Here is a 20,617-nt window from a genome sequence, read left to right as displayed (position 1 = left end):
AATATCTGAACTATAAAAATAAGCAATGATTACTTATTAATCGAGTTAGTTGAAAAATTCACTGTTTTAAGTACTTTTTTACTTCTTAAATAACTCTGAATTATATGTTGTGCATCTCGATTGTTTTCCATCGGATTGATAATAGTCTTTAATATTTCAGGGTTATTAATTTGATGGTTTAAGTTGTAAAATCCATAACCTTTATATTTGCCATCTTCAATTAAAACAACAGCGCGCTCTTCTACATCTCGCCCGCGATCGATTATCAGCATGTTTTGGTTTTCAAAGCTTTTCTTTTCTAGAAATGCTTTAACTCGTACATTGTATTCTTCGGCTGGCTCTTTATTAATACAAGCCCCATAACACTCCTTAATTGTGTAGTTAAAACATTGATTTTTAGAATCGTAAAGACCATTGAGCTTTTGACAAAGGTTAAAGTCTTCAGTAATTTTAAAAAGTTCAGATTTTGCCTGTTGAAAATTGTTAAACGTAATTATAGCCTTTTTACGACCATCTGCTTTTTCAATACTTAAATTTATATAACCGTTTTCATCAACAAATGAAGTTAGCTGATGTGTATACGAAGTTCTGCGAAGGGCGCGATTAAACCTAGGTTTAATATGCCTAATTTCTTCAGATTCTTTTAAAAGCGCTATTAGTTCACTTCCTGTTTTTTCAAAGCTAACCGATTTAACTTGCTGTTGAATTCTTTTCGACTTTCGATTTTCGCTAGTAAAATGTTGGCTAAGTCTTTTCTTGATGTTTTTGCTCTTTCCAATATAAATAACATCCCCCGCTTCATTTAGCATATAGTAAACACCGACTTCTGAAGGAATGTTTTCTACAAGATTGAGTAATTTGGAATCTATTTTTTTCTTTGGATCCTTTCGAACTGTTTCGCTAATAATTTGCTTTGAAGTATCCTTCGCTAACAACATTTTGAAAAGTGAAACTGTTGCTTTTGCATCCCCTTGAGCGCGATGGCGATCCGTAAGTGGAATTCCTAATGCACGTACTAATTTCCCTAAGCTATAGGAAGGCATATCTGGAATTAACTTTTTTGCCAATTCAACAGTACAAAGCGTTTGTTTTTCAAAAGGGTAACCTAAACGATCAAACTCTGTGGTTAATATTCTATTGTCGAAAAGTGCGTTGTGCGCTACTAAAATACAATCGTCTGTTATTTCAATGATACGTTTGGCTACTTCATAAAATTTTGGTGCTTGGCGTAACATCTCATTGTTGATTCCTGTTAGGTTAACCACAAAAGGCTGAATGGGTCTTTCGGGATTAATTAAGCTTGAAAACTGGTCAACTATTTCATGACCATCAAACCTATAGATAGCAATCTCTGTAATACCTTCTTCATTGTATTTTCCTCCCGTCGTTTCTATATCTAAAATTGCGTACATCTACTTTTCTTACTATTCAATAATTTAATTTTGTGCTAATAGTTTCTTTCGCCAAATATAGCACTACCAACACGCACCATATTGCTGCCATTCTCGATTGCAATCTTGTAGTCACCACTCATTCCCATGCTCAAGATTTTCAATTCTGAATTTGCAATTTTGAATTGGTCAAAAGCTTTTTTTAGTCTCTGAAACTCTTGTGTAATTTGCTTTTCGTCGTCAGTAAATGTTGCCATTCCCATCAAACCAACAATTTTCACATTTTTAAAACTTTGCAATTCATCAGAGTTTAGTAATGCAGCTGCATCGGCTATATCCATTCCAAATTTACTGTCTTCTTCTGCAATTTTTATTTGAAGCAAACAGTCAATAACCCTTTCATTTTTTTTGGCTTGTTTGTTTATTTCTTTTAAAAGCCTTAGGCTGTCAACCGCGTGAATTAAGTTTACAAATGGAGCTATATACTTTACTTTGTTACGTTGTAGATGTCCAATCATATGCCATTGGATGTCTTTTGGCATTTCTTGCCATTTAGCCTCCAATTCTTGAACTTTATTTTCACCAAAAACTTTATGACCAGCATTGTAGGCTTGCATCAAATCTGATACAGGTTTTGTTTTGGAAACCGCTATTAAGGTTACATTGTTAGGTAACTTACTTTTTAAATTCTTTAAATTTTCTGAAATCATTTTTCTCTTTCTTCTTAAACTTTCCCTCTTTATTTCAAATGTAATTAGAATTCATAAACCGTAACTCCGCTTCTGAGTTTTGGTTCAATATATGTGCTTTTGGGAGGCATTTTTAAGCCTTCATCTGCTATTTTCCGCATTTCTTCTGTAGTAACAGGTAGTACTCCGAAACCTACAGAAAATTCCCCTGAATCTACAACCGTTTTAACATAAGCTAAATCCTTTTTACCGTGTGAATATTCAATGCGTTTATCTTTTCGTAAATCGTCAATCCCTAAAATAGGATTTAAAATGGTAACATATAAAATATGTGTATCTAAAGCATCAAGAGCATTTGTAATTTTATATTTGCTTTTACGAAGGTGAAGTGAATAAAACTCCCCGTCTAAATACATGCTGAAATGATTTACTTGAGATGGTTTGTAGTATTCCATCCCTCGGTTTTCGATTCTAAAATATTCATCGAGCTTTATTAAAAACTCTTGTTTTGTCAATCCATTTAAGTCTTTAACTAACCTATTAAATTCATATATTTTTAAATCGCTTTCAGGAATGAGGTAACTCATAAAAAAATTATATGGTTCCTCTCCAGTGTGATGCGGGTTTTCTTCTTTTAAATCTTTCGCTAAAAGATAAGAAGATGCCGAACGGTGATGTCCGTCTGCTATATACAACGATGGAATTTTTTCAAAGATGTCCTGAATTTTTTTCAAAAGCTCCTCATCATCTACATTCCATAGGTAATGCGTGTCTCGGTATGTTGTTGTAAACTCATACTCGGGTCTGTTTTGCATCACCAACTTTTTAATGTCTGTTAACTCCTGATTATTTGGATAGGTGAGGAGTACAGCTTCAGCATTAAACCCTACAGTTTTTAAATACTCCTTAAAAGCTACTTCTCGGTATTCAAGTGTATCTTCGTGCTTTTTAATTATGTTGTTTTCATAATCTTGAACACTCGTTGCACCCACAAATCCATTAAAAACTAAGCCATCACGATTTACAATTTTATAAATGTAAAAGGAAGGCTTTTCGTCCTGCATAAAAATACCATCTTCTTTAAATTCTAAATACCGATTTTTCACCAAGCCATAACGCTCTTCTCCAGAAATCTCCTTGTGATATCTAAACCCGGGGTTTACAATATGTAAAAACGAAAATGGATTATCTCGTAGTCGCGACTCTACCTGTAGAGCTGTATAGCTTTCATACGAGCGGGCGGCGAGTAGACTCACTTTGTCCCGTGTTGGGCGAACAGCTTTAAAGGGAATAATTTTGGCCATTTATTATAATTCAATGAATATTTGTAATTAGCAGAATGTTTTAATGCTATTTTGAAAACATAGCAGCGACAACTTCTGCTTTTCTGTTTTCGCTATAGTTGTAAAATCCTTCCCCGCTTTTAGCTCCTAGCTTTCCAGCCATAACCATATTCACCAATAATGGACAAGGTGCGTATTTAGGGTTTTTAAATCCGTCGTACATCACGTTTAAGATCGACAGGCAAACATCAAGACCAATAAAATCGGCCAAAGCTAAAGGCCCCATTGGGTGCGCCATTCCTAGCATCATTACTGTATCTATTTCCTTAACGCCAGCTACACCATTGTAAAGTGTTTCTATGGCTTCATTAATCATTGGCATTAAAATACGGTTTGCTACAAAGCCTGGATAATCGTTAACTTCAACAGGAACTTTGCTCAACTTTTTAGAAAGGTCTTCAATAAGCTTGAAGGTTTCTTGGCTAGTGCTATATCCTTTAATGATTTCAACCAACTTCATAATTGGCACAGGATTCATAAAGTGCATACCAATTACTTTTTCAGGTCTTTTAGTTACTGCAGCAATCTGAGTGATTGAAATTGAAGATGTATTACTTGCTAGTATAGTATCCTCGTCGCAAAAACTCTCTAAATCGCGGAAAATCTTAAGTTTTAAATCTACGTTTTCTGTAGCTGCTTCTACAACCAAGTCTGTTGCCTTTACGCCTTTTTCTAAATCGGTAAAAGTTGTAATGTTGTTAAGCGTACGTGATTTGTCTTCTTCCGAAATTTTATCTTTTGCAACCATTCTATCCAAGTTTTTAGTGATAGTTGCTATACCTCTGTCTAGAGATTCTTGTGAAATATCAATTAGGTTTACTTTAAAATCGAATTGTGCGAAAGTGTGAGCGATACCATTGCCCATTGTTCCTGCACCTATTACTGCTATATTTTTCATTTTATAATATTAGATTTATAATCGTGTATGTATCTATGTTTTCTATATCTTTTTAAAATTCTCTATAATCAACATTGCTACTCTCAATGCTTCCGTACCTTGTTTTAAAGAAACTTCTGGAGTTCTGTCTGCTTTAATCGCGTCGTAAAAACTTTCAAGTTCATCTAAAATAGCATTGTTTTCTTCAACCTGAGGATTTTCAAAATAAATCTGTTTTTTTACACCTTCGGCATTTGTTAATATCATTGCGTAATCATCAGGTTCGGTAGCTGCTTCTTTCATCTTTACTACTTCACATTTCTTTTCTAAGAAATCTACCGAAATATATGCATCACGTTGAAAAAATCGCGCCTTGCGCATTTTCTTTAGTGAAATTCTACTAGCTGTTAAATTTGCTACACAACCGTTTTCAAATTCAATTCGTGCATTAGCAATATCTGGTGTTTCACTAATTACCGAAACTCCACTCGCACTTACTGTTTTAACAGGACTTTTTACTACGCTTAAAATAGCGTCTATGTCGTGAATCATTAAGTCTAAAACTACAGAAACGTCGGTTCCGCGAGGGTTAAATTCCGATAGCCTGTGCGATTCAATAAACATCGGATTTTGGATGTTGTCTTTTATAGCTTGAAAAGCAGGGTTAAAACGTTCTACTTGTCCCACCTGACCGCGAACTTCCATCTCTTTAGCTAAATCGCGAATTTCCTCGGCTTGGGCAACAGTTTCTGTGATGGGTTTTTCAATAAAAAGATGTTTTCTAGCTTTAAGAACTTTTTTAGCACATTCAAAATGTGTGCTTGTAGGGGTAACTACCACAACCATTTCACTAGCATCAATAAGGCTTTCCATAGTTGAAAAACTTTTGTAGCCGAACTCAGATTCTATTTTTTCGGAAGCCTGTTTATCTGCATCGTAAAAACCAACAAGTTCGTATTTTGAGGATTGTTGCAGTAGTTTTAAATGTATTTTTCCTAAGTGTCCAGCACCTAGAACTCCAGCTTTTAACATTGACGTGTGTTTTTCACAAATGTAAGGGTTTTCAAGGGAAAGTTTAAAAGTTGAAGGGGTTAAAAGTTGAGTAGTGAATGTGTTTTAGAATTTTGAACTTTACTAGCGGAGACTATAATTTTATATGTTGATAAATTTAATTGTAAGTTCAAGCAATGAAAATCACTAAGTTGACCAGTTTTAGTAGTTGTCAAGGAAATTTGGTTTTTGAATATTGAAATATATTTTGGAATTTGGTCCACGCAAATAAAGGCTTATAAAGCTTATTTGGTTACTTTGTAACATAATTGTCTATCCCGAATTTTTCGGAATTAAAATCTAATAATTTGAAAGATACCTTTACTCATCAGGGAATGCGCAAGAGGCTTGTTGAAACTCTTAAAAAGAAAGGAATTGAAAATAATAATATTCTACAGGCTATAGGTAAGATTCCAAGACATCTCTTTATGGATTCTAGTTTTGTAGATCACGCCTATACTGATAAAGCTTTTCCAATTGCAGCAGATCAAACTATTTCTCAACCCTATACTGTAGCTAGACAAACAGAACTTTTAGAGGTTAAAAAAGGATATAAAATTCTTGAAATTGGAACTGGAAGCGGATATCAATCTGCCGTGCTTTTAGAATTAGGGGTGACTCTTTTTACCATTGAAAGGCAGAACGAGCTTTTTAAAAAGACAAAATTGTTTCTTCCGAAATTAGGTTATAAACCAAAGCGAATGATTTTTGGGGATGGGTATATTGGGTTAGAAGAGGAAGCGCCTTATGACGGAATTATAGTTACCGCAGGTGCACCTTTTGTGCCAAATCCTTTATTAGCTCAGTTGAAAATTGGAGGAAAATTAGTTATTCCTGTCGGTGAAAATGTTCAAATTATGACAGTGTTTACTCGTAAATCTGAGACCGAATTTGTAAAAGAAGAGCACGGAGAATTCCGATTTGTGCCGCTCCTAGAAGACAAAAACTAACGGTTTAAGTAAAACACAACATTGTTTTGATTGTCAGTGTCTTTTAAAGTGTTACTTGGAATAAATCCAAAACGTTTCAGTAGGTTTTTTGATGGAATATTTCTGTAATCTGTGTATGCAACAATGGTTTCAAAACCTTTTTGGGTGAAGCCATAATTTAAAATTGCTTTCAGAGCTTCACTCATAAAACCTTTGTTTTGAAATTTAGTATCTAGGTCGTAACCAACCTCTGCAGTTTTTTTATCTTCTGAGAAATTCCAAAGACAAATCGAACCAATTAATTCGGTTGACGTATGTAAACTTATCCCCCAAGCGATCGACTGATTTCTCCTTAATTGGTTTCTAATTTTTTTAATATGTGCCACTGTCGTATCAAAAGTTTGCAGCTCCGATCGTTTAATGAATTTTGTTATTTCTTCATCTGAACGTAGATAATGAATTCTATGCGCATCCGAAAGCTTTATCTCGCGTAGATGCAAACGTTCAGTTTTAAAGATAGGAAAAGGGGTGGCCATAAGTGCTTATCTATATTATGAAATTTGTTTTTGAAATGAATTTCCATTCAAAGTGAGTGTATACAATCATGGCTTTTTTAAAAACTCAATCAACTCCTCAAAAGATTCATTAGCGGCTTCCTGATTGTATTTTAATAAATATCGTTTTTTACTAATAAAAGGAATGATTCTGTAATACTTCCCTTTCCTTAAACTTTCAACATCATACCCGTGATAGGCTTCATCATAAACTTGAATTTTTACATTTTCTGCAATCATGTGCTCAAGAATATCGTCAACTTTTACAATTTTATCACTTCCTCCTGTCATAATGAGTACTGGAACCTTTGGTTTTAACTTTATCTCATAGCCATTTGCAGGATAAAACATTGCAATTGACTTTATATGAAATTTCTCTAGTTGTACTTTGTCATTTGCCAAAGGTATTAAGCCTAAGCCAGCGCGTGACCAACCTACAATGCTTCCTTTAGAGTGTGGATGGATTCTTTCACTCTCCTTTGCCCATTTTAAGGCTTGTTCTAGAGTCCAAAGTATTTGAGAGGGCTCCTCTTCGTCAACATTTCTTTTAGATGCCTTATAAGCTGCTACATTATCGACCAGTAAAACAGAAAATCCTTCTGCATTAAGTTTTTTAGCCACGTTAAAATAGTGCGTTGTGTCTTTAAAAATCCTTAACCCTCCAGTTCCAGGTAGGAAAACAGCCCATTTGGTAGCATCGTAATCATCCGCTTTTTGAAAATGAAAATAATCGGTCATTTTCGCATCTTTTGGTACTTTCTGCATTGGGATACAGCTTACAAAAAGCGAAAATATGAGTAGGAGTTTAAATATAATTTTTATCATTTATTTTTTAATGAGTTAATTCTCGTTATTGTTAATTTCCTTACAATGAAATATAATAACAAAAGATATAATACGCTAGTAACGATTTAGATAGATTGAATGCTTATAGTCTTAAAAGGTCTATAAATTTCAAACCAAAAATGAAAGCGCCTTCACTACCCCCGTTGTAATAGGAGCGAACGTAATCTACGCGAAGGAGTCTAAATTTTCCAAAACCAAGATTGTCGATACCAATCGAAACTTCAGAATAAGGCTTTTTTTCTTCAGTACTTAAAAAATGTGCTCCGGCTACTAAGTTGAGGTTTAACTGATTTATTCCTGGAATTTTACCTAAAATCCATCCGCGGAAATCGTGTTCTAAATGCCCTTCAAAATAACTTTTATTGGTGCTGAATTCGTAATAAGGCATTAGGTTGAAAACGTTAGTGTAATTAGGCGAAGTGCCCACTCTCGTTTGATTTCCGTTAAAATGTTTGTAATCTATAAAAGAAATTCCTTCACCGTTTGCAATAGTTCCTCCTTTTAAATTGTAATAAAACTGGCCTTTGTTTCCCAAAGAGATTGATTGATTTAAACTCGCTTCTAAATGAGTAAAATCGTAGTAGTTTTCAGTAATAGCGGTTCCATTTTCTACTGAAACATTAAGTTCAGGAAATTTATTATCACCAATATTAAATTTCATATCAGGATTTGAAAAATACTTTTGAGCGAAATTAATTCGAGCTCGTAACTTACTCTTTACAATGTTGTGTTCTGAAATTGCAGCATTGGTGAATTCGTTTGGAGATAGGGGGTTATTACTTGTGTAACTTACACCTTTATTCGGAATTGTAACATAGTCGGTATTGTTAAAGAGCGGTTGGCGGTTTTCATAAGCAACAGATGCATATAAGTGCAATCCGTTAAAAACTTCCTGACTATACGCCAGACGTCCGTAATTAAGCTCGTAAATCTTTATATAGTTTCTTTCAAAAAAAAGCGTAGCGATTGAATTTATTAGTGGAGAAATAGGCTCCTCATCGTTAAACTGAGCAACCTTACTTCCTCCAGAGAGTGAAAAGCGTAACTTGTTCTTCCAATTGAAATTTCTAAGAATGCCAGCGGTAAAGCGAAGTCGGTCTTCAGCAATTCCATAATCTGCTCTTACGGCTGCAGATAGCGTATTTGTTTGGTTATCGTCGTACCATTTAAAGAAGGTTAATCCAGCTTTACTGTTCCAACCTTGTACAGTGTTGAAGTTTATCCCTCTTAATGGCCCTTCGTATCCCACTGACCACTTGTTGTATGAATTTTTATAAGTGTAGCCGGTTAATAGGCTCATTACTCCAGGTTTATTTGATTTAGCATCTATAGAATCTAAATATTTCTTCGAGCTTCTCAATACTTGAAGGCTGTCTTTCTTTATGTAATCCTTAAGTTCTTCATTGGTTAATGGCACTGGACGAATTCCTTTCCAAAATAGACTGTCTTTTTTATTAGCTTCTGGTTTAAAGGAAAGCACTTCGTTGGTAAATGACTTTTTAGTAAATTCAGGTTTAAAATCGTAATTACTATAAACAGCAATAAAACGGCCATCTCCTTTCATTCCTAAAAGGCCAAACCCAAAATCGATAGTTTGAGAAAGCTTAACCCAGAAATCATTTTCGGTGTCGTATTTATAGTTCTGTTTAATTAATAAATTACTCACAAAAGGTATCTGAATAGCACTTCCTGTAGTAGAAAGTTCTACGCCGTAAAGTTGCCAATCATCTTCAACTATGTAAAGATGTCCGTGCCAAACTCGGTCTTTTGGACGTTTAGGAGTGACTTTAATTTTATTGATAAGCTTTGTGCCTTCATAAAAAACTCCATCGAGTGTATAGTTATAATAACTCAAGGCATTGTTGGCAATTGGCGAAACAAGAGCAGCATTTAGTTCTATCGTATTTTCATAAAACGAAATGTTTGCACTTTGTGCACTATTAAAGCTGAATCCGTTATCGTTACCGCTTACTTTACTTGCTATAATTTTTTCAGTGAAATTGTCAGGTTTTTGATAGGCTATTTTGGAAATAGTTTCTGAGAGGTAAACTATTCCTGTGCGCGTACTGTCTAGCGCCCCATCAAAATCGCCAACTTCTTGGCCCAAAATTTTCTCTGGTACATCTTTCACGTGCCAAAGTCCTCTCGAATAGAAGTCTGCAGTGTATTCGCTTATTTTTTCTAGGTTTTCTTTACGTTGTTTAATTGTCTTGCGAATAATGCGATAGGCGGGGTCTTCTGATGTGTCTACAATTACTTCATCTAAACTTGTTGTTTCCTCTTTAAGAGAAATGTTTAAGATATAAGGAAAAGATGTAACCGATATATTTTGGCTTAACGTTTTATAACCTAAAAACTGAAATGATACCTTATATTCTTTTTTATCAGATACGTTTAAAGAGTAGTTGCCATCGTCATTTGTTGTTGTTCCTATATAGCTATTTTGAAGATAAATATTAACATAGGGTAGTGGTTCACCATCAGTGTCGGTTACTTTTCCTACTATTTGAGCAGAAATTGTAGTTGAAATTAACAGGAAAACTAAAAGAAGTAATTTTATTTTCATTAGTATTTTAGAGGATTAGTTATTGCAAAATACTAATTTAAAAGTTTACTTCGTGCTAAAGTATTGTTATCGAATTATACAATCTAGACTTCTTTTACTTAGAAGAACACCAAGATTAATTACAAGGATACCAAGATGCCAAAACTGCGCAATAATTAATTATTAAATGATTTCTTAATTCTGCTAAGTTGTTTTTTGGTATCTCTTTCTTTAATAGTTTCCCTCTTGTCGTATAGTTTTTTACCGCGAGCAAGAGCAATATCGATTTTAGCTAAACCCTTGCTATTAGTGAAAAGTACCAATGGGATAATAGTTAACCCTGAGTTTTTAACTTCTTTTTCAAGCTTCTTTAATTCACTTCGATTAAGTAGAAGTTTGCGTTCACTTTTAGGGCTGTGATTGTAATGTGTAGCGTGGCTATACTCTTGTATCGTCATGTTTATTACAAAGAGTTCGCCTTTACTATTATATTCACAAAAGCTTTCAGCAATCGAAGCCTTACCTTCTCGGATGGCTTTTATTTCGGTTCCGCGTAAAACAATACCGGCAGTGAAAGTATCTAGAATCTCATACTCAAACCTAGCTTTACGATTTTTAATTTTTACGTTTTTCTGAATTGCCATAGATGCAAAAATAGAATGAATAAAGAAGAATTTCTAAATTTTATTATAAAATCCGAAAAGAAGATTTTATTCTACTTTTAAAGTCTCTACGTTTCGGTTGTTTCCATCGATGGTTACCTTAAAAAGTGTTGCATTATCGTTATCACTCATGTCTTTAAATTTTTGTTCTCCTATTAGTTTGTTTACCAGCATAGGAGTGGTATTGCTGTGTCCCGAGATGATAACAGTTTTGCCATTGGTTTCTTTTAGAAAGTCTTCAGAGTATAATGTATTTGGGTTATAAGTTTTAGGAGAAATTGCTTTTTGCTGAGCAATAAAAGAGACTGTCTGCTTGGTTCTAATATATTTAGTTACGTAAATCTCGTCTATTTTAATTGTCTCAAAATATTTCGCCCAATTTTTTGCACGCATCATTCCATCTATGTTAAGACTAGGATCTTCATTTTTTGGATCTGTTCTATCCTTTTCAGCGTGACGGATTAAATAATATGTTGCTTTATGCAGTGGAGTTTTGGCCTCATTGATTTCTTCTGAAGACTTTTTCTCGATTTTTTTTTCATTTTGTTGTCCACAAAATGTAAAGAGTGGTAAAAAAATCCATAATAATAAAAGTTGCTTCATAGTGTTGTGTTTTAAATAACATTATTTAAGAATTGTTAGCAAAGTTATAACTTAATTCAAAGAATCTTTAGGGTTTCATTAATATTAAAGCTCACATAAGACTTGTAATTTTATAGTAACAAAACAAGATTAATTAATAAAACTAAAATCAAAAAGCTATGAACGAAGATCAATTTAAAGGTAAATGGAATCAAGTAAAAGGTAAATTTAAGCAAGAATTTGCAGATGTTACCGATGACGATTTAATGTACACAGAAGGTAAGTCTGATGAATTACTTGGTCGCCTACAAGAGAAAACGGGTAAAACCAAAGAGCAATTAAAGGATATGATAGATAAATGGTAGTTATTTCTAAACTTTAACTACTGCTTTATTTGAAGCCAAGCCCATCAAAAATCAATATTAGAATTTTTGATGGGCTTTTTGTTGTACCTAATCTACCAACTGTTACAAAGATGGTTCTGGCCGTATAATTGATACTCACCAAATAAGAATTAGGTGTTTACCAAATAAGCTTATTAAAGAATAAATAAGTTATTACTTTTCTAGAAATTATAACTTAAAAACTTAGCTAACCATTTAAACTAAGAATAAAATAAAAATATTTTCAGTTGCACTCTCGGTTTTATTTATTTCACTACAAACTTTTAGTCAAGAATCTATAAAATTTGAAAAATAGCGGTCGTGTTTAAGGAAGAAATTATTATCGAGGTAAATCCATGAGGATTTTTTTAGGGCGTGAAAAGTAATATTGCACGTCTCCCAAAATCGCAAAAAAAGTTTACAGGAAATCGTGTGTTTTGAAGTTGATGGAATTATGTAAAAAAAGGAAGAACTCAGAATCGTAATCGTACATTAAAAAATTTAACGATTACTGCAAATTCTTTCCAAGTGACAATTGATGTGAGAGGAGCAGATGGAATGGCTCAGTGCGAGTTTGAATTTTTTGTAAAGCTTACAACTAGATAAAAAATCTCCCAAACTTTCGCATGGGAGATTTTTATTGATTTTTAATACTAATTTATTCTACTAAATTCTCTTGGTTTCTAAACACAAGATTATCATTAAAACTATCTAGCAGTATGATACTTTCTGTAGTTATTTTTCCTGCGAGAATTTCCTTAGATAGCTCGTTTAGAACTTCTCGTTGCACCACTCTCTTCACTGGTCTTGCACCAAATTGAGGGTCGTAACCTTTTTCAGCTAAATAGTCGACAGCTTCAGGTGTAGCGTCTAAAACAATATTTTGTTTCAGCAACATTTTAGATACACCTTTCAATTGAAGTTCCACAATTTTGCGGATGTCTGTTTTAGCAAGTGGTGTAAACATTATAATATCGTCAATTCGATTCAAGAATTCGGGACGAACTGTTTGTTTTAGCAATGCTAATACTTCAGTTTTAGCACCTTCCATAGCAGTTTCTGGGTCTTTAACAGCTTCAAATCTCTCTTGGATTATCTGACTTCCCATATTACTAGTCATTATAATAATGGTGTTTTTGAAATCTGCTAATCGTCCTTTGTTGTCTGTCAACCTACCTTCATCTAAAACCTGTAATAAAATATTGAATGTATCAGGGTGTGCTTTTTCAATTTCGTCTAGCAACACCACGCTATAAGGTTTACGACGTACAGCTTCAGTTAATTGTCCCCCCTCGTCATATCCTACATATCCTGGAGGTGCACCTACTAAACGGCTTACACTGTGTCTTTCCTGATACTCACTCATATCAATTCGCGTCATGGCGCTTTCATCATCAAATAGATATTCAGCTAAGGCTTTAGCAAGCTCGGTTTTACCTACACCAGTTGTACCCAAAAATAAGAAACTACCAATTGGCTTTTTCTCGTCTTGTAATCCTGCGCGGCTTCTTCTAATGGCGTCACTTACTGCAACTATTGCTTCGTGTTGACCAACTACTCGTTTGTGAAGCTCATCTTCTAAAACAAGCAGTTTTTCACGGTCACTTTGAAGCATTTTAGTAACTGGAACCCCAGTCCATTTTGCAACAACTTCAGCAATATCTTCTCGAGTAACTTCTTCTTTAATTAAAGAGGTGCTTTCGTCATTTTCCGCCAATTGTGTTTCAAGTTTGGTAAGCTTTTCCTGGGCTTCTTTAATTTTCCCGTAACGAAGCTCTGCTACTTTTCCAAAATCGCCATCTCGTTCTGCGCGTTCAGCTTCCAGCTTATACTCTTCAATTTCTTTTTTTAGAATCTGAACATTATCCACAACTTCTTTCTCACTTTGCCACTTTGCATTAAGTTCATTTCGTTCTTCTTTTAAATTGGCCAAATCTGAATGTAGAGACTTCAATTTAACTTCATCGTTTTCACGTTTTATCGCTTCAATTTCAATCTCAAGTTGCATTATCTTTCTGTCTAAAACATCTAGTTCCTCAGGCTTAGAGTTGATTTCCATTCTAAGTTTACTAGCTGCTTCGTCCATTAGGTCAATGGCTTTGTCTGGAAGGAAACGGTTTGTAATATATCTTTCTGAAAGTTCAACGGCAGCAATAATTGCTTCGTCTTTAATACGTACCTTATGGTGTGTTTCGTACTTTTCTTTAATTCCTCGTAATATTGAAATTGCACTTTCAGTATCTGGTTCATCTACAACAACTCTTTGGAATCGACGCTCTAAGGCTTTGTCTTTTTCAAAATACTTTTGGTATTCATCAAGCGTTGTTGCTCCTATTGCGCGTAATTCACCGCGGGCTAATGCTGGTTTTAAGATATTCGCCGCATCCATTGCGCCTTGTCCACCCCCAGCACCTACTAGGGTATGTATCTCGTCTATAAAAAGAACAATATCTCCTTCGCTTGAAGTTACTTCCTTAATAACAGCTTTTAATCGCTCTTCGAATTCCCCTTTGTACTTGGCTCCAGCGATTAAAGCACCCATATCTAATGAATAAATCTCTTTAGTCTTTAAATTTTCAGGAACATCCCCGTCCACTATTCTGTGAGCAAGACCCTCCGCAATTGCAGTTTTACCAGTTCCTGGTTCTCCAACAAGCATTGGGTTGTTTTTGGTTCTTCTAGAAAGAATTTGAAGAATTCTTCTTATTTCTTCATCGCGACCAATTACCGGATCCATCTTGCCATCACGGGCTAGTTGGTTGAGGTTTTTAGCGTATTTGTTTAATGAATTATAGGTTTCTTCAGCACTTTGTGATGTTACTTTTTTGCCACCTCGTAACTCCTGAATAGCAGCTTTCATCCCTTTTTCTGTTACTCCTTGATCTTTTAGACTTTGGGCAATAGCGCTTTTAGAATTTAAAATTGCCAATAGAAGATGTTCAATAGAAACAAATTCATCGCCCATTTTTTTAGCAATATTGCTCGCTTCAAGTACAGCTTTATTGGCTTCACGTGAAAGCATTATATCGCCACCAGAAACTTTAGGAAAGCTTTCTAATTGTTTTTCTAAAATCTGTTTAAGGGTAACGAGATTTACATTCAATTTTTTTAAAATGAATGGTGTGGCATTTTCATCCACCTCAAATATAGCTTTGAGTATGTGTTCGTTTTCAATTTGTTGATGGCCAAATCCCTGCGCAATCTGCTGTGCTTTTTGGATGGCCTCCTGGCTTTTTATGGTAAAATTGTTAAAGTTCATATATAATATTTTTTTTTGCTTTTTGTTTAATTCTTTCGGCTTTGTTTAGGGAGCGAAAATTATTATGCTTAACAGAATTACAAATACAAAGCCATTATAAAATTAAGACAAAATGTCTGTAATAATCAGGTATTTAACAGACATTATGACTGTTGTTTTTAGCTTTTATCATTTCATTTAGATATTTATGACAATAGAACTTGTAGCTTTGTACAAAAGAAATTATTATGGGACTTTTTGATATGTTTAAATCACCAAGAGATGCTGCTAAAGAGGAAATAGTAGAAATTCCTTGGCACGTTTTAGGTAAAATAGAGCAGTTAGACGATTTAGTAGCACAATCTAAAACAAAACCAGTGGCAATTTTTAAACATTCTACTCGTTGTGGCGTGAGTCGTGGCGTACTAAAGATGTTCGAAAAAAACTATAGCTTAAATGACGGTCAGCTAAAATTGTATTTTCTTGATTTGTTACAAAACCGCGATATTTCAAATGAAATTGCAACACGGTTTAAAGTAAACCACGAAAGCCCACAACTTATAGTAATTAAAGATGGGGTAGTGGTGCACCACGATTCACATAACGGAATTGATGCTGCTGATCTTCCTAAATTTGTCTAGCTGTAGTTTAATACTTTTACCTACTTTATTTAAATTGGGTTGTTTATTAGAATTTCCCTGAAATTATCCTTTATAACTGTACCAGCATCAAAAACCATTTGTTCGTTGCTTGGGAAAATTATAAAATGATTGGTTAGAAGTTGCATGTCTTCATTAGATAATGCACGTTTGTCTCCACGGTATTTTAAAAACACATTTTCAAAAATAAATTCTGCTGAAAGAGGGAAGTTTTTTATCCTCCTTCTATTGTTTAAGTCTTTATAGGCTACTTCACCTCCAACAAACACACTTTTCTGTTGCGTGGTAATAGTTACTAAGGCCGAAACATCTTTAAACTTATCGATTTTTATTGGGTTACCAAGGCTGTCTTTTATAATATTTCCACCTCTGTCATATCTGTAGTCGTAACCATCCTTTACACGTTTTTTTCTAGTGAATTGTTTTTCTGAAATACGTTCAGGAGAAATTTGAATTGTTTGAAAATTCAGATCTATACCTAGGTCGTAGTTAATGCCTTGCTCAGGTTTTCCGTGATATTCTTTCCAAAATTCATTTAAGTCGTAGGTGTTAAAATCTAATAAATCTTGTTCCAATCTAAATGGGATAAATTGGCCTGTGTGATTGTTTAATTCAACTAAAACGAAATCGGTTCCATAAAAATGGGCATCTTCTTTTAGTTTTTTTACATCGCGATAATTTGGCTGTACTTCCTCTATTTCACACAAAACATTGAACGCACTTCGAAAATCTTTTTTCAAATTACTATTTAAATATAATTGAGCTTCTTGATACAGCGCTTTTAGATAATTTTCTTTTGAATTGAGTATTTCATTGGAATAATCGGAAAAAACGAAGTTTGCTTTCCGTCCCATTTCACGACTGTGTAAGGGTAGTAGGGGGCGAATTTTATTTTGTCGATCTTTTAGGTCTAGGTATGTGTAGTAAACTTCTTTAGCACTTGAAGTTGATTTATCTTTTTTAAGAAATTCAATTTCACGCAAGTCCCTATCCGTAGCTTTTAAAAATGCAACTTCTAAAAGTTTAATGTGTGTGTCGAATTCTTTAGCAGTTTTATCCTTTTGAAGTTTTTTAACTGCAAGATTTATAGCTTCATCGTAATTCCCTTGAGAAACAAATCTCTCAGTTCGTTTTACGCTATTACAAGAAAAACTTAAAAGTGCTGTAAATAAAAGAATGTAATAAGCTTTCATAATAATTTGGATTAGTTGTGAAAGCTAAAATACAATAGTAGTACCAATTATTAGATAAATACTTAATTGTATATAAATTGGGATAAATTAAAAACCACGAAAACACTAATGTATTATCTTTTTAGCGTTTCCGTGGTTTAATAAAATTTAAGTTTTATTGCTTTATCGCTGGAAGTAGCTTTGTTCTACATTCACCAAAGCCAATACGCACATTGTCGTTTTTACAGTATCCTCTTAAAATTACGGTGTCGTTATCGTTTATAAACTTTCTCTCAGTACCATCCGAAAGAGTGATAGGTTTAGCACCGCGCCAAGTAAGTTCTAGCATTGAACCATAAGAATCTGGAGTTGACCCAGAAATAGTTCCGCTTCCCATCATATCACCGCTATTAACATTACATCCATTTACAGTGTGATGAGCAAGTTGCTGAGCCATGTTCCAATACATATATTTAAAGTTAGAGGTAGCAACTTTTGTTTCGGCTGCATTTTCTGGAGCAATATAAACTTCAAGGTTAATGTCGTAGCTTTTCTTTCCTTTATACTGAAGATATGGTAGCTGTTCTCTTTCAGGTTTTGGTCCTTCTACTTTATATGGTTGAAGTGCATCCAAGGTTACAATCCAAGGTGAAATAGAAGAAGCGAAATTTTTCGCTAAGAATGGTCCAAGAGGAACATATTCCCACTTTTGAATATCACGTGCACTCCAATCGTTGAAAAGTACTAATCCAAAAATGTAATCTTCAGCTTCATTTACAGGAATTGGCTCACCTAAAGCATTGGCGTCAGTAGTGATAAAAGCCATTTCAAGCTCAAAATCAACTAGTTTTGACGGACCAAAAACGGGTTCGGTAGCTCCTTCAGGCATAGTTTGTCCCCAAGGTCTACGAGCGTTAATTCCACTAGGTATAATAGAAGAACTTCTACCGTGGTATCCAACGGGGATGTGAAGCCAGTTTGGCATTAAAGCATTTTCTTTTCCGCGAAACATTGTTCCAACATTTGTTGCGTGCTCTTTACTTGAGTAAAAATCGGTGTAATCTCCTACTTGTACAGGAAGCTGCATTTCTATCTCATCCATAGTAAATAGAATGTGCTTTCTGTGATTTTCATTATCGCGAAGCTCAGGATTTTCTTTGTCGAAAATATCGGCAATTCGGTTACGTACCAAACGCCAAGTTTTTCTTCCATCACTTATAAAATCATTTAATGTGTCTTGAAGAAAAATATCATCAGTAAGGTCAATTCCTTTAAAATAGCCTAATTGATGTAAAGCACCTAGGTCTATAGCATAGTCTCCTATACGGGTGCCGATGGTAATAATATCATCTCTGGTTAAGAATACACCAAAGGGGATATTTTGAATTGGAAAATCTGTATCTGGATTAGTTTCGAGCCAGGTTTTTCGATTAGGGTCATTAGCTGTTATAGGCATTTTTTAAAATCTTTTATAGTTGTGAAATAAAACTAAGTAAAAATTATTCTAATTACTGAAATTCAAGGAATTAATTATGGAATAAGAATAGTTTGTAGCTTATGCTTTGTTCATTAAATTCTTCATCAAATATATATATTTCACGACAGTTACCAATTGGATTTGCTATTTTTGGAATTAATTAACTTTCAATAAAAATATAAGCTTCACAAAACGTTTTAAGAGCTTAAATTTATTGAAAATAAACATTTGTTTTAACCCTTATTTTAAATAATAAAATTTTACTATGAAACGCGACGAACAGATTTTTGAACTTATAGAAGAGGAAAAACTAAGACAGAAAAATGGTTTGGAGCTGATAGCTTCAGAGAACTTTGTGAGCGACCAAGTTATGGAAGCTGCTGGATCGGTTTTAACTAATAAATATGCTGAAGGTTATCCAGGTAAGCGCTATTACGGTGGTTGTGAAATTGTTGATGAAGTTGAACAACTAGCAATTGATCGTGCAAAAACACTTTTTGGAGCTGAATATGCAAATGTACAACCACATAGTGGTTCGCAAGCAAATACAGCAGTTTTTGCAGCCTGCTTAAACCCAGGCGATAAATATTTAGGCTTTGACCTTTCTCACGGTGGTCACCTTACGCACGGTTCACCTGTAAATTTCTCTGGTAAACTATACAACCCTGTTTTTTATGGTGTTGAAAAAGAAACTGGACTAATCGATTACGATAAGGTTGAAGAAATCGCACTGAGAGAAAAACCAAAAATGATAATCGCTGGAGCATCTGCATATTCACGTGAGTTGGATTACAAGCGTTTCCGCGAGATTGCCGACAAAGTTGGAGCAATCCTATTTGCTGATATAGCTCACCCCGCAGGACTTATCGCTAAAGGTATTATTGGTGATCCATTGCCTCATTGCCATATTGCAACTACTACAACACACAAAACGTTACGCGGACCTCGTGGAGGTATGATTTTAATGGGGAAAGATTTTGACAACCCATTTGGAATCAAACTGAAAAGCGGAAAATTACGTAAAATGAGTAGTATTTTGGATAGTGCAATATTCCCCGGAAATCAAGGAGGCCCATTAGAGCATATTATTGCAGCTAAAGCAGTTGCTTTTGGTGAAGCACTAACTGATGAGTTCTTACACTATATGGTACAGGTGAAGAAAAATGCAGCTGTAATGGCTCAGCATTTTGTTGATAAAGGTTACGATATCATCTCAGGTGGAACAGATAATCATATGATGCTTATAGATCTTCGCAATAAAAATATTTCTGGAAAAGAGGCAGAAGAAGCGCTTAGCAAAGCCGATATTACTGTAAATAAAAACATGGTGCCTTTTGATGATAAATCACCTTTTGTTACTAGTGGAATAAGAGTTGGAACTGCAGCCATAACAACACGTGGTTTGGTTGAAGAAGATATGAGTAAAATTGTGGATTTAATTGATGAAGTAATAATGAACCACGATAACGAAGCTAAGTTAGAGAGCATCGCCGAGGTAGTTAACGAGATGATGTCTGGATTACCACTTTTTAAAATGTAATAACTCCTAGAAATCAACTCTCTAATTTTCCCTGAAATATTTCTAGGTGTAGTTGGAGAGTTGTTTTTTTATTATGGGTTTTTTTAGACTCAAACAAGAAGAGATTAAGTCGACAGATAAATTTTCTAATAATTACTGAAAATAATTAGAACCATTTTTTTAAAATAAACTGAAATGATTACAAAGGAAGATAAAAAATTTATTAATAGAGCGATTGAACTTTCCGAAAAAGGGATGAATGCCGATGCTGGTGGTCCTTTTGGAGCCATAGTAGTGAAAGATGGTGAAATTATCGCCGAAGGTTATAATCAAGTAACATCTAGTAACGATCCTACTGCTCACGCCGAAGTTGTGGCTATTCGTAAGGCTTGTGAAAAACTGAATGCCTTTCAGTTGGATGATTGTATTATTTACACCTCATGCGAACCTTGCCCTATGTGTTTAGGTGCTATTTATTGGGCTCGACCAAAAGCTGTTTATTATGCCTGTACTAAAGAAGACGCAGCTGAAATAGGTTTTGACGACCATTTTATTTATGATGAAATAGAAAAGAATATTGAAGATAGAAACGTAAAGTTTATCAATCTGAACAGAGAAGAAGGTAGAGTCGTTTTCAATAAATGGGAAGATAAAGAGGGTAGAGTGGATTACTAAATAAATATTTCCAATTGAGTTTTTAG

General features: G+C 34.4%; 18 protein-coding genes. 5 read left to right on the top strand and 13 right to left on the bottom strand.

Going from position 1 to position 20,617, the window contains the following annotated elements; all coding sequences use genetic code 11:
• Window positions 1-29: 29 nt before the first annotated feature.
• The 5 genes from RT250_RS00395 to RT250_RS00375 are packed head-to-tail and all read right to left on the bottom strand — an operon-like array spanning window position 30 to window position 5,332.
• Complete coding sequence (locus RT250_RS00395) at window positions 30-1,412, bottom strand: exonuclease domain-containing protein (RefSeq protein WP_313111089.1); 1,383 nt, start codon at window positions 1,410-1,412, stop codon at window positions 30-32.
• A gap of 35 nt (window positions 1,413-1,447) precedes the next feature.
• Window positions 1,448-2,101: a YggS family pyridoxal phosphate-dependent enzyme gene (locus RT250_RS00390; protein WP_313111087.1), complete on the bottom strand. Its 654-nt coding sequence runs from the start codon at window positions 2,099-2,101 to the stop codon at window positions 1,448-1,450.
• Window positions 2,102-2,145: 44 nt separating this feature from the next.
• Window positions 2,146-3,384: a DUF1015 domain-containing protein gene (locus RT250_RS00385; protein ID WP_313111085.1), complete on the bottom strand. Its 1,239-nt coding sequence runs from the start codon at window positions 3,382-3,384 to the stop codon at window positions 2,146-2,148.
• Window positions 3,385-3,430: 46 nt separating this feature from the next.
• Complete coding sequence (locus RT250_RS00380) at window positions 3,431-4,321, bottom strand: 3-hydroxybutyryl-CoA dehydrogenase (protein WP_313111084.1); 891 nt, start codon at window positions 4,319-4,321, stop codon at window positions 3,431-3,433.
• Between the two features lie 42 nt (window positions 4,322-4,363).
• A complete protein-coding gene (locus RT250_RS00375; RefSeq protein ID WP_313111082.1) occupies window positions 4,364-5,332 on the bottom strand; it encodes a Gfo/Idh/MocA family protein in 969 nt (322 codons plus the stop codon).
• 326 nt (window positions 5,333-5,658) lie between these two features.
• On the opposite strand from RT250_RS00375, the gene RT250_RS00370 reads away from it, so the two are divergent.
• A complete protein-coding gene (locus RT250_RS00370) occupies window positions 5,659-6,300 on the top strand; it encodes a protein-L-isoaspartate(D-aspartate) O-methyltransferase (RefSeq protein ID WP_313111081.1) in 642 nt (213 codons plus the stop codon).
• Here the strand turns inward: RT250_RS00370 and RT250_RS00365 are convergent.
• The 5 genes from RT250_RS00365 to RT250_RS00345 form a co-directional block, all read right to left on the bottom strand.
• Entirely contained in the window at window positions 6,297-6,815 is a 519-nt protein-coding gene (locus RT250_RS00365) for a GNAT family N-acetyltransferase (protein ID WP_313111079.1), read from the bottom strand. The genes RT250_RS00370 and RT250_RS00365 overlap by 4 nt on opposite strands.
• A 66-nt stretch (window positions 6,816-6,881) precedes the next feature.
• Window positions 6,882-7,598: a dienelactone hydrolase family protein gene (locus RT250_RS00360; protein ID WP_313111078.1), complete on the bottom strand. Its 717-nt coding sequence runs from the start codon at window positions 7,596-7,598 to the stop codon at window positions 6,882-6,884.
• 163 nt (window positions 7,599-7,761) lie between these two features.
• The gene (locus RT250_RS00355; protein WP_313111076.1) at window positions 7,762-10,245 is read right to left on the bottom strand and encodes a DUF5686 and carboxypeptidase regulatory-like domain-containing protein; all 2,484 of its coding nucleotides are present in this window, start codon (window positions 10,243-10,245) and stop codon (window positions 7,762-7,764) included.
• 155 nt (window positions 10,246-10,400) lie between these two features.
• Window positions 10,401-10,868 carry an SsrA-binding protein SmpB gene (smpB, locus tag RT250_RS00350; protein ID WP_313111074.1) on the bottom strand — a complete coding sequence of 156 codons (468 nt, stop codon included), beginning with the start codon at window positions 10,866-10,868 and terminating at the stop codon, window positions 10,401-10,403.
• Window positions 10,869-10,934: 66 nt separating this feature from the next.
• Window positions 10,935-11,489, bottom strand: a complete 555-nt coding sequence (locus tag RT250_RS00345) for a SixA phosphatase family protein (RefSeq protein WP_313111070.1) — start codon at window positions 11,487-11,489, stop codon at window positions 10,935-10,937.
• Between the two features lie 158 nt (window positions 11,490-11,647).
• Between RT250_RS00345 and RT250_RS00340 the strand changes: the two genes are divergently transcribed.
• The gene (locus RT250_RS00340; RefSeq protein WP_237608131.1) at window positions 11,648-11,833 is read left to right on the top strand and encodes a CsbD family protein; all 186 of its coding nucleotides are present in this window, start codon (window positions 11,648-11,650) and stop codon (window positions 11,831-11,833) included.
• Between the two features lie 676 nt (window positions 11,834-12,509).
• Here the strand turns inward: RT250_RS00340 and clpB are convergent.
• Window positions 12,510-15,110 (bottom strand): ATP-dependent chaperone ClpB, encoded by a 2,601-nt coding sequence (gene clpB, locus RT250_RS00335; RefSeq protein ID WP_313111066.1) that lies wholly within the window; start codon window positions 15,108-15,110, stop codon window positions 12,510-12,512.
• Between the two features lie 227 nt (window positions 15,111-15,337).
• Between clpB and ytxJ the strand changes: the two genes are divergently transcribed.
• Complete coding sequence (gene ytxJ / locus RT250_RS00330; protein WP_313111064.1) at window positions 15,338-15,730, top strand: bacillithiol system redox-active protein YtxJ; 393 nt, start codon at window positions 15,338-15,340, stop codon at window positions 15,728-15,730.
• 29 nt (window positions 15,731-15,759) lie between these two features.
• Here the strand turns inward: ytxJ and RT250_RS00325 are convergent, their stop codons facing one another.
• Window positions 15,760-16,941: a hypothetical protein gene (locus tag RT250_RS00325; RefSeq protein WP_313111063.1), complete on the bottom strand. Its 1,182-nt coding sequence runs from the start codon at window positions 16,939-16,941 to the stop codon at window positions 15,760-15,762.
• Window positions 16,942-17,095: 154 nt separating this feature from the next.
• On the bottom strand, window positions 17,096-18,376 hold the full coding sequence (gene fahA / locus RT250_RS00320; RefSeq protein ID WP_313111062.1) for a fumarylacetoacetase: 1,281 nt from the start codon (window positions 18,374-18,376) through the stop codon (window positions 17,096-17,098).
• Window positions 18,377-18,662: 286 nt separating this feature from the next.
• Here fahA and glyA point away from each other — a divergent pair, with 286 nt between their 5' ends.
• Both glyA and RT250_RS00310 read left to right on the top strand, forming a co-directional pair.
• Window positions 18,663-19,937, top strand: a complete 1,275-nt coding sequence (glyA, locus tag RT250_RS00315; RefSeq protein WP_313111060.1) for a serine hydroxymethyltransferase — start codon at window positions 18,663-18,665, stop codon at window positions 19,935-19,937.
• Between the two features lie 174 nt (window positions 19,938-20,111).
• Window positions 20,112-20,591: a nucleoside deaminase gene (locus RT250_RS00310; protein WP_313111058.1), complete on the top strand. Its 480-nt coding sequence runs from the start codon at window positions 20,112-20,114 to the stop codon at window positions 20,589-20,591.
• Window positions 20,592-20,617 lie beyond the last annotated feature (26 nt).

The organism is Aequorivita sediminis (genome assembly GCF_032080575.2).
Classification (GTDB): Bacteria; Bacteroidota; Bacteroidia; order Flavobacteriales; family Flavobacteriaceae; genus Aequorivita; species Aequorivita sediminis.
The sequence above is the reverse complement of the archived record's forward strand: the minus strand, read 5'-3'. Positions and strand labels throughout refer to the sequence as shown.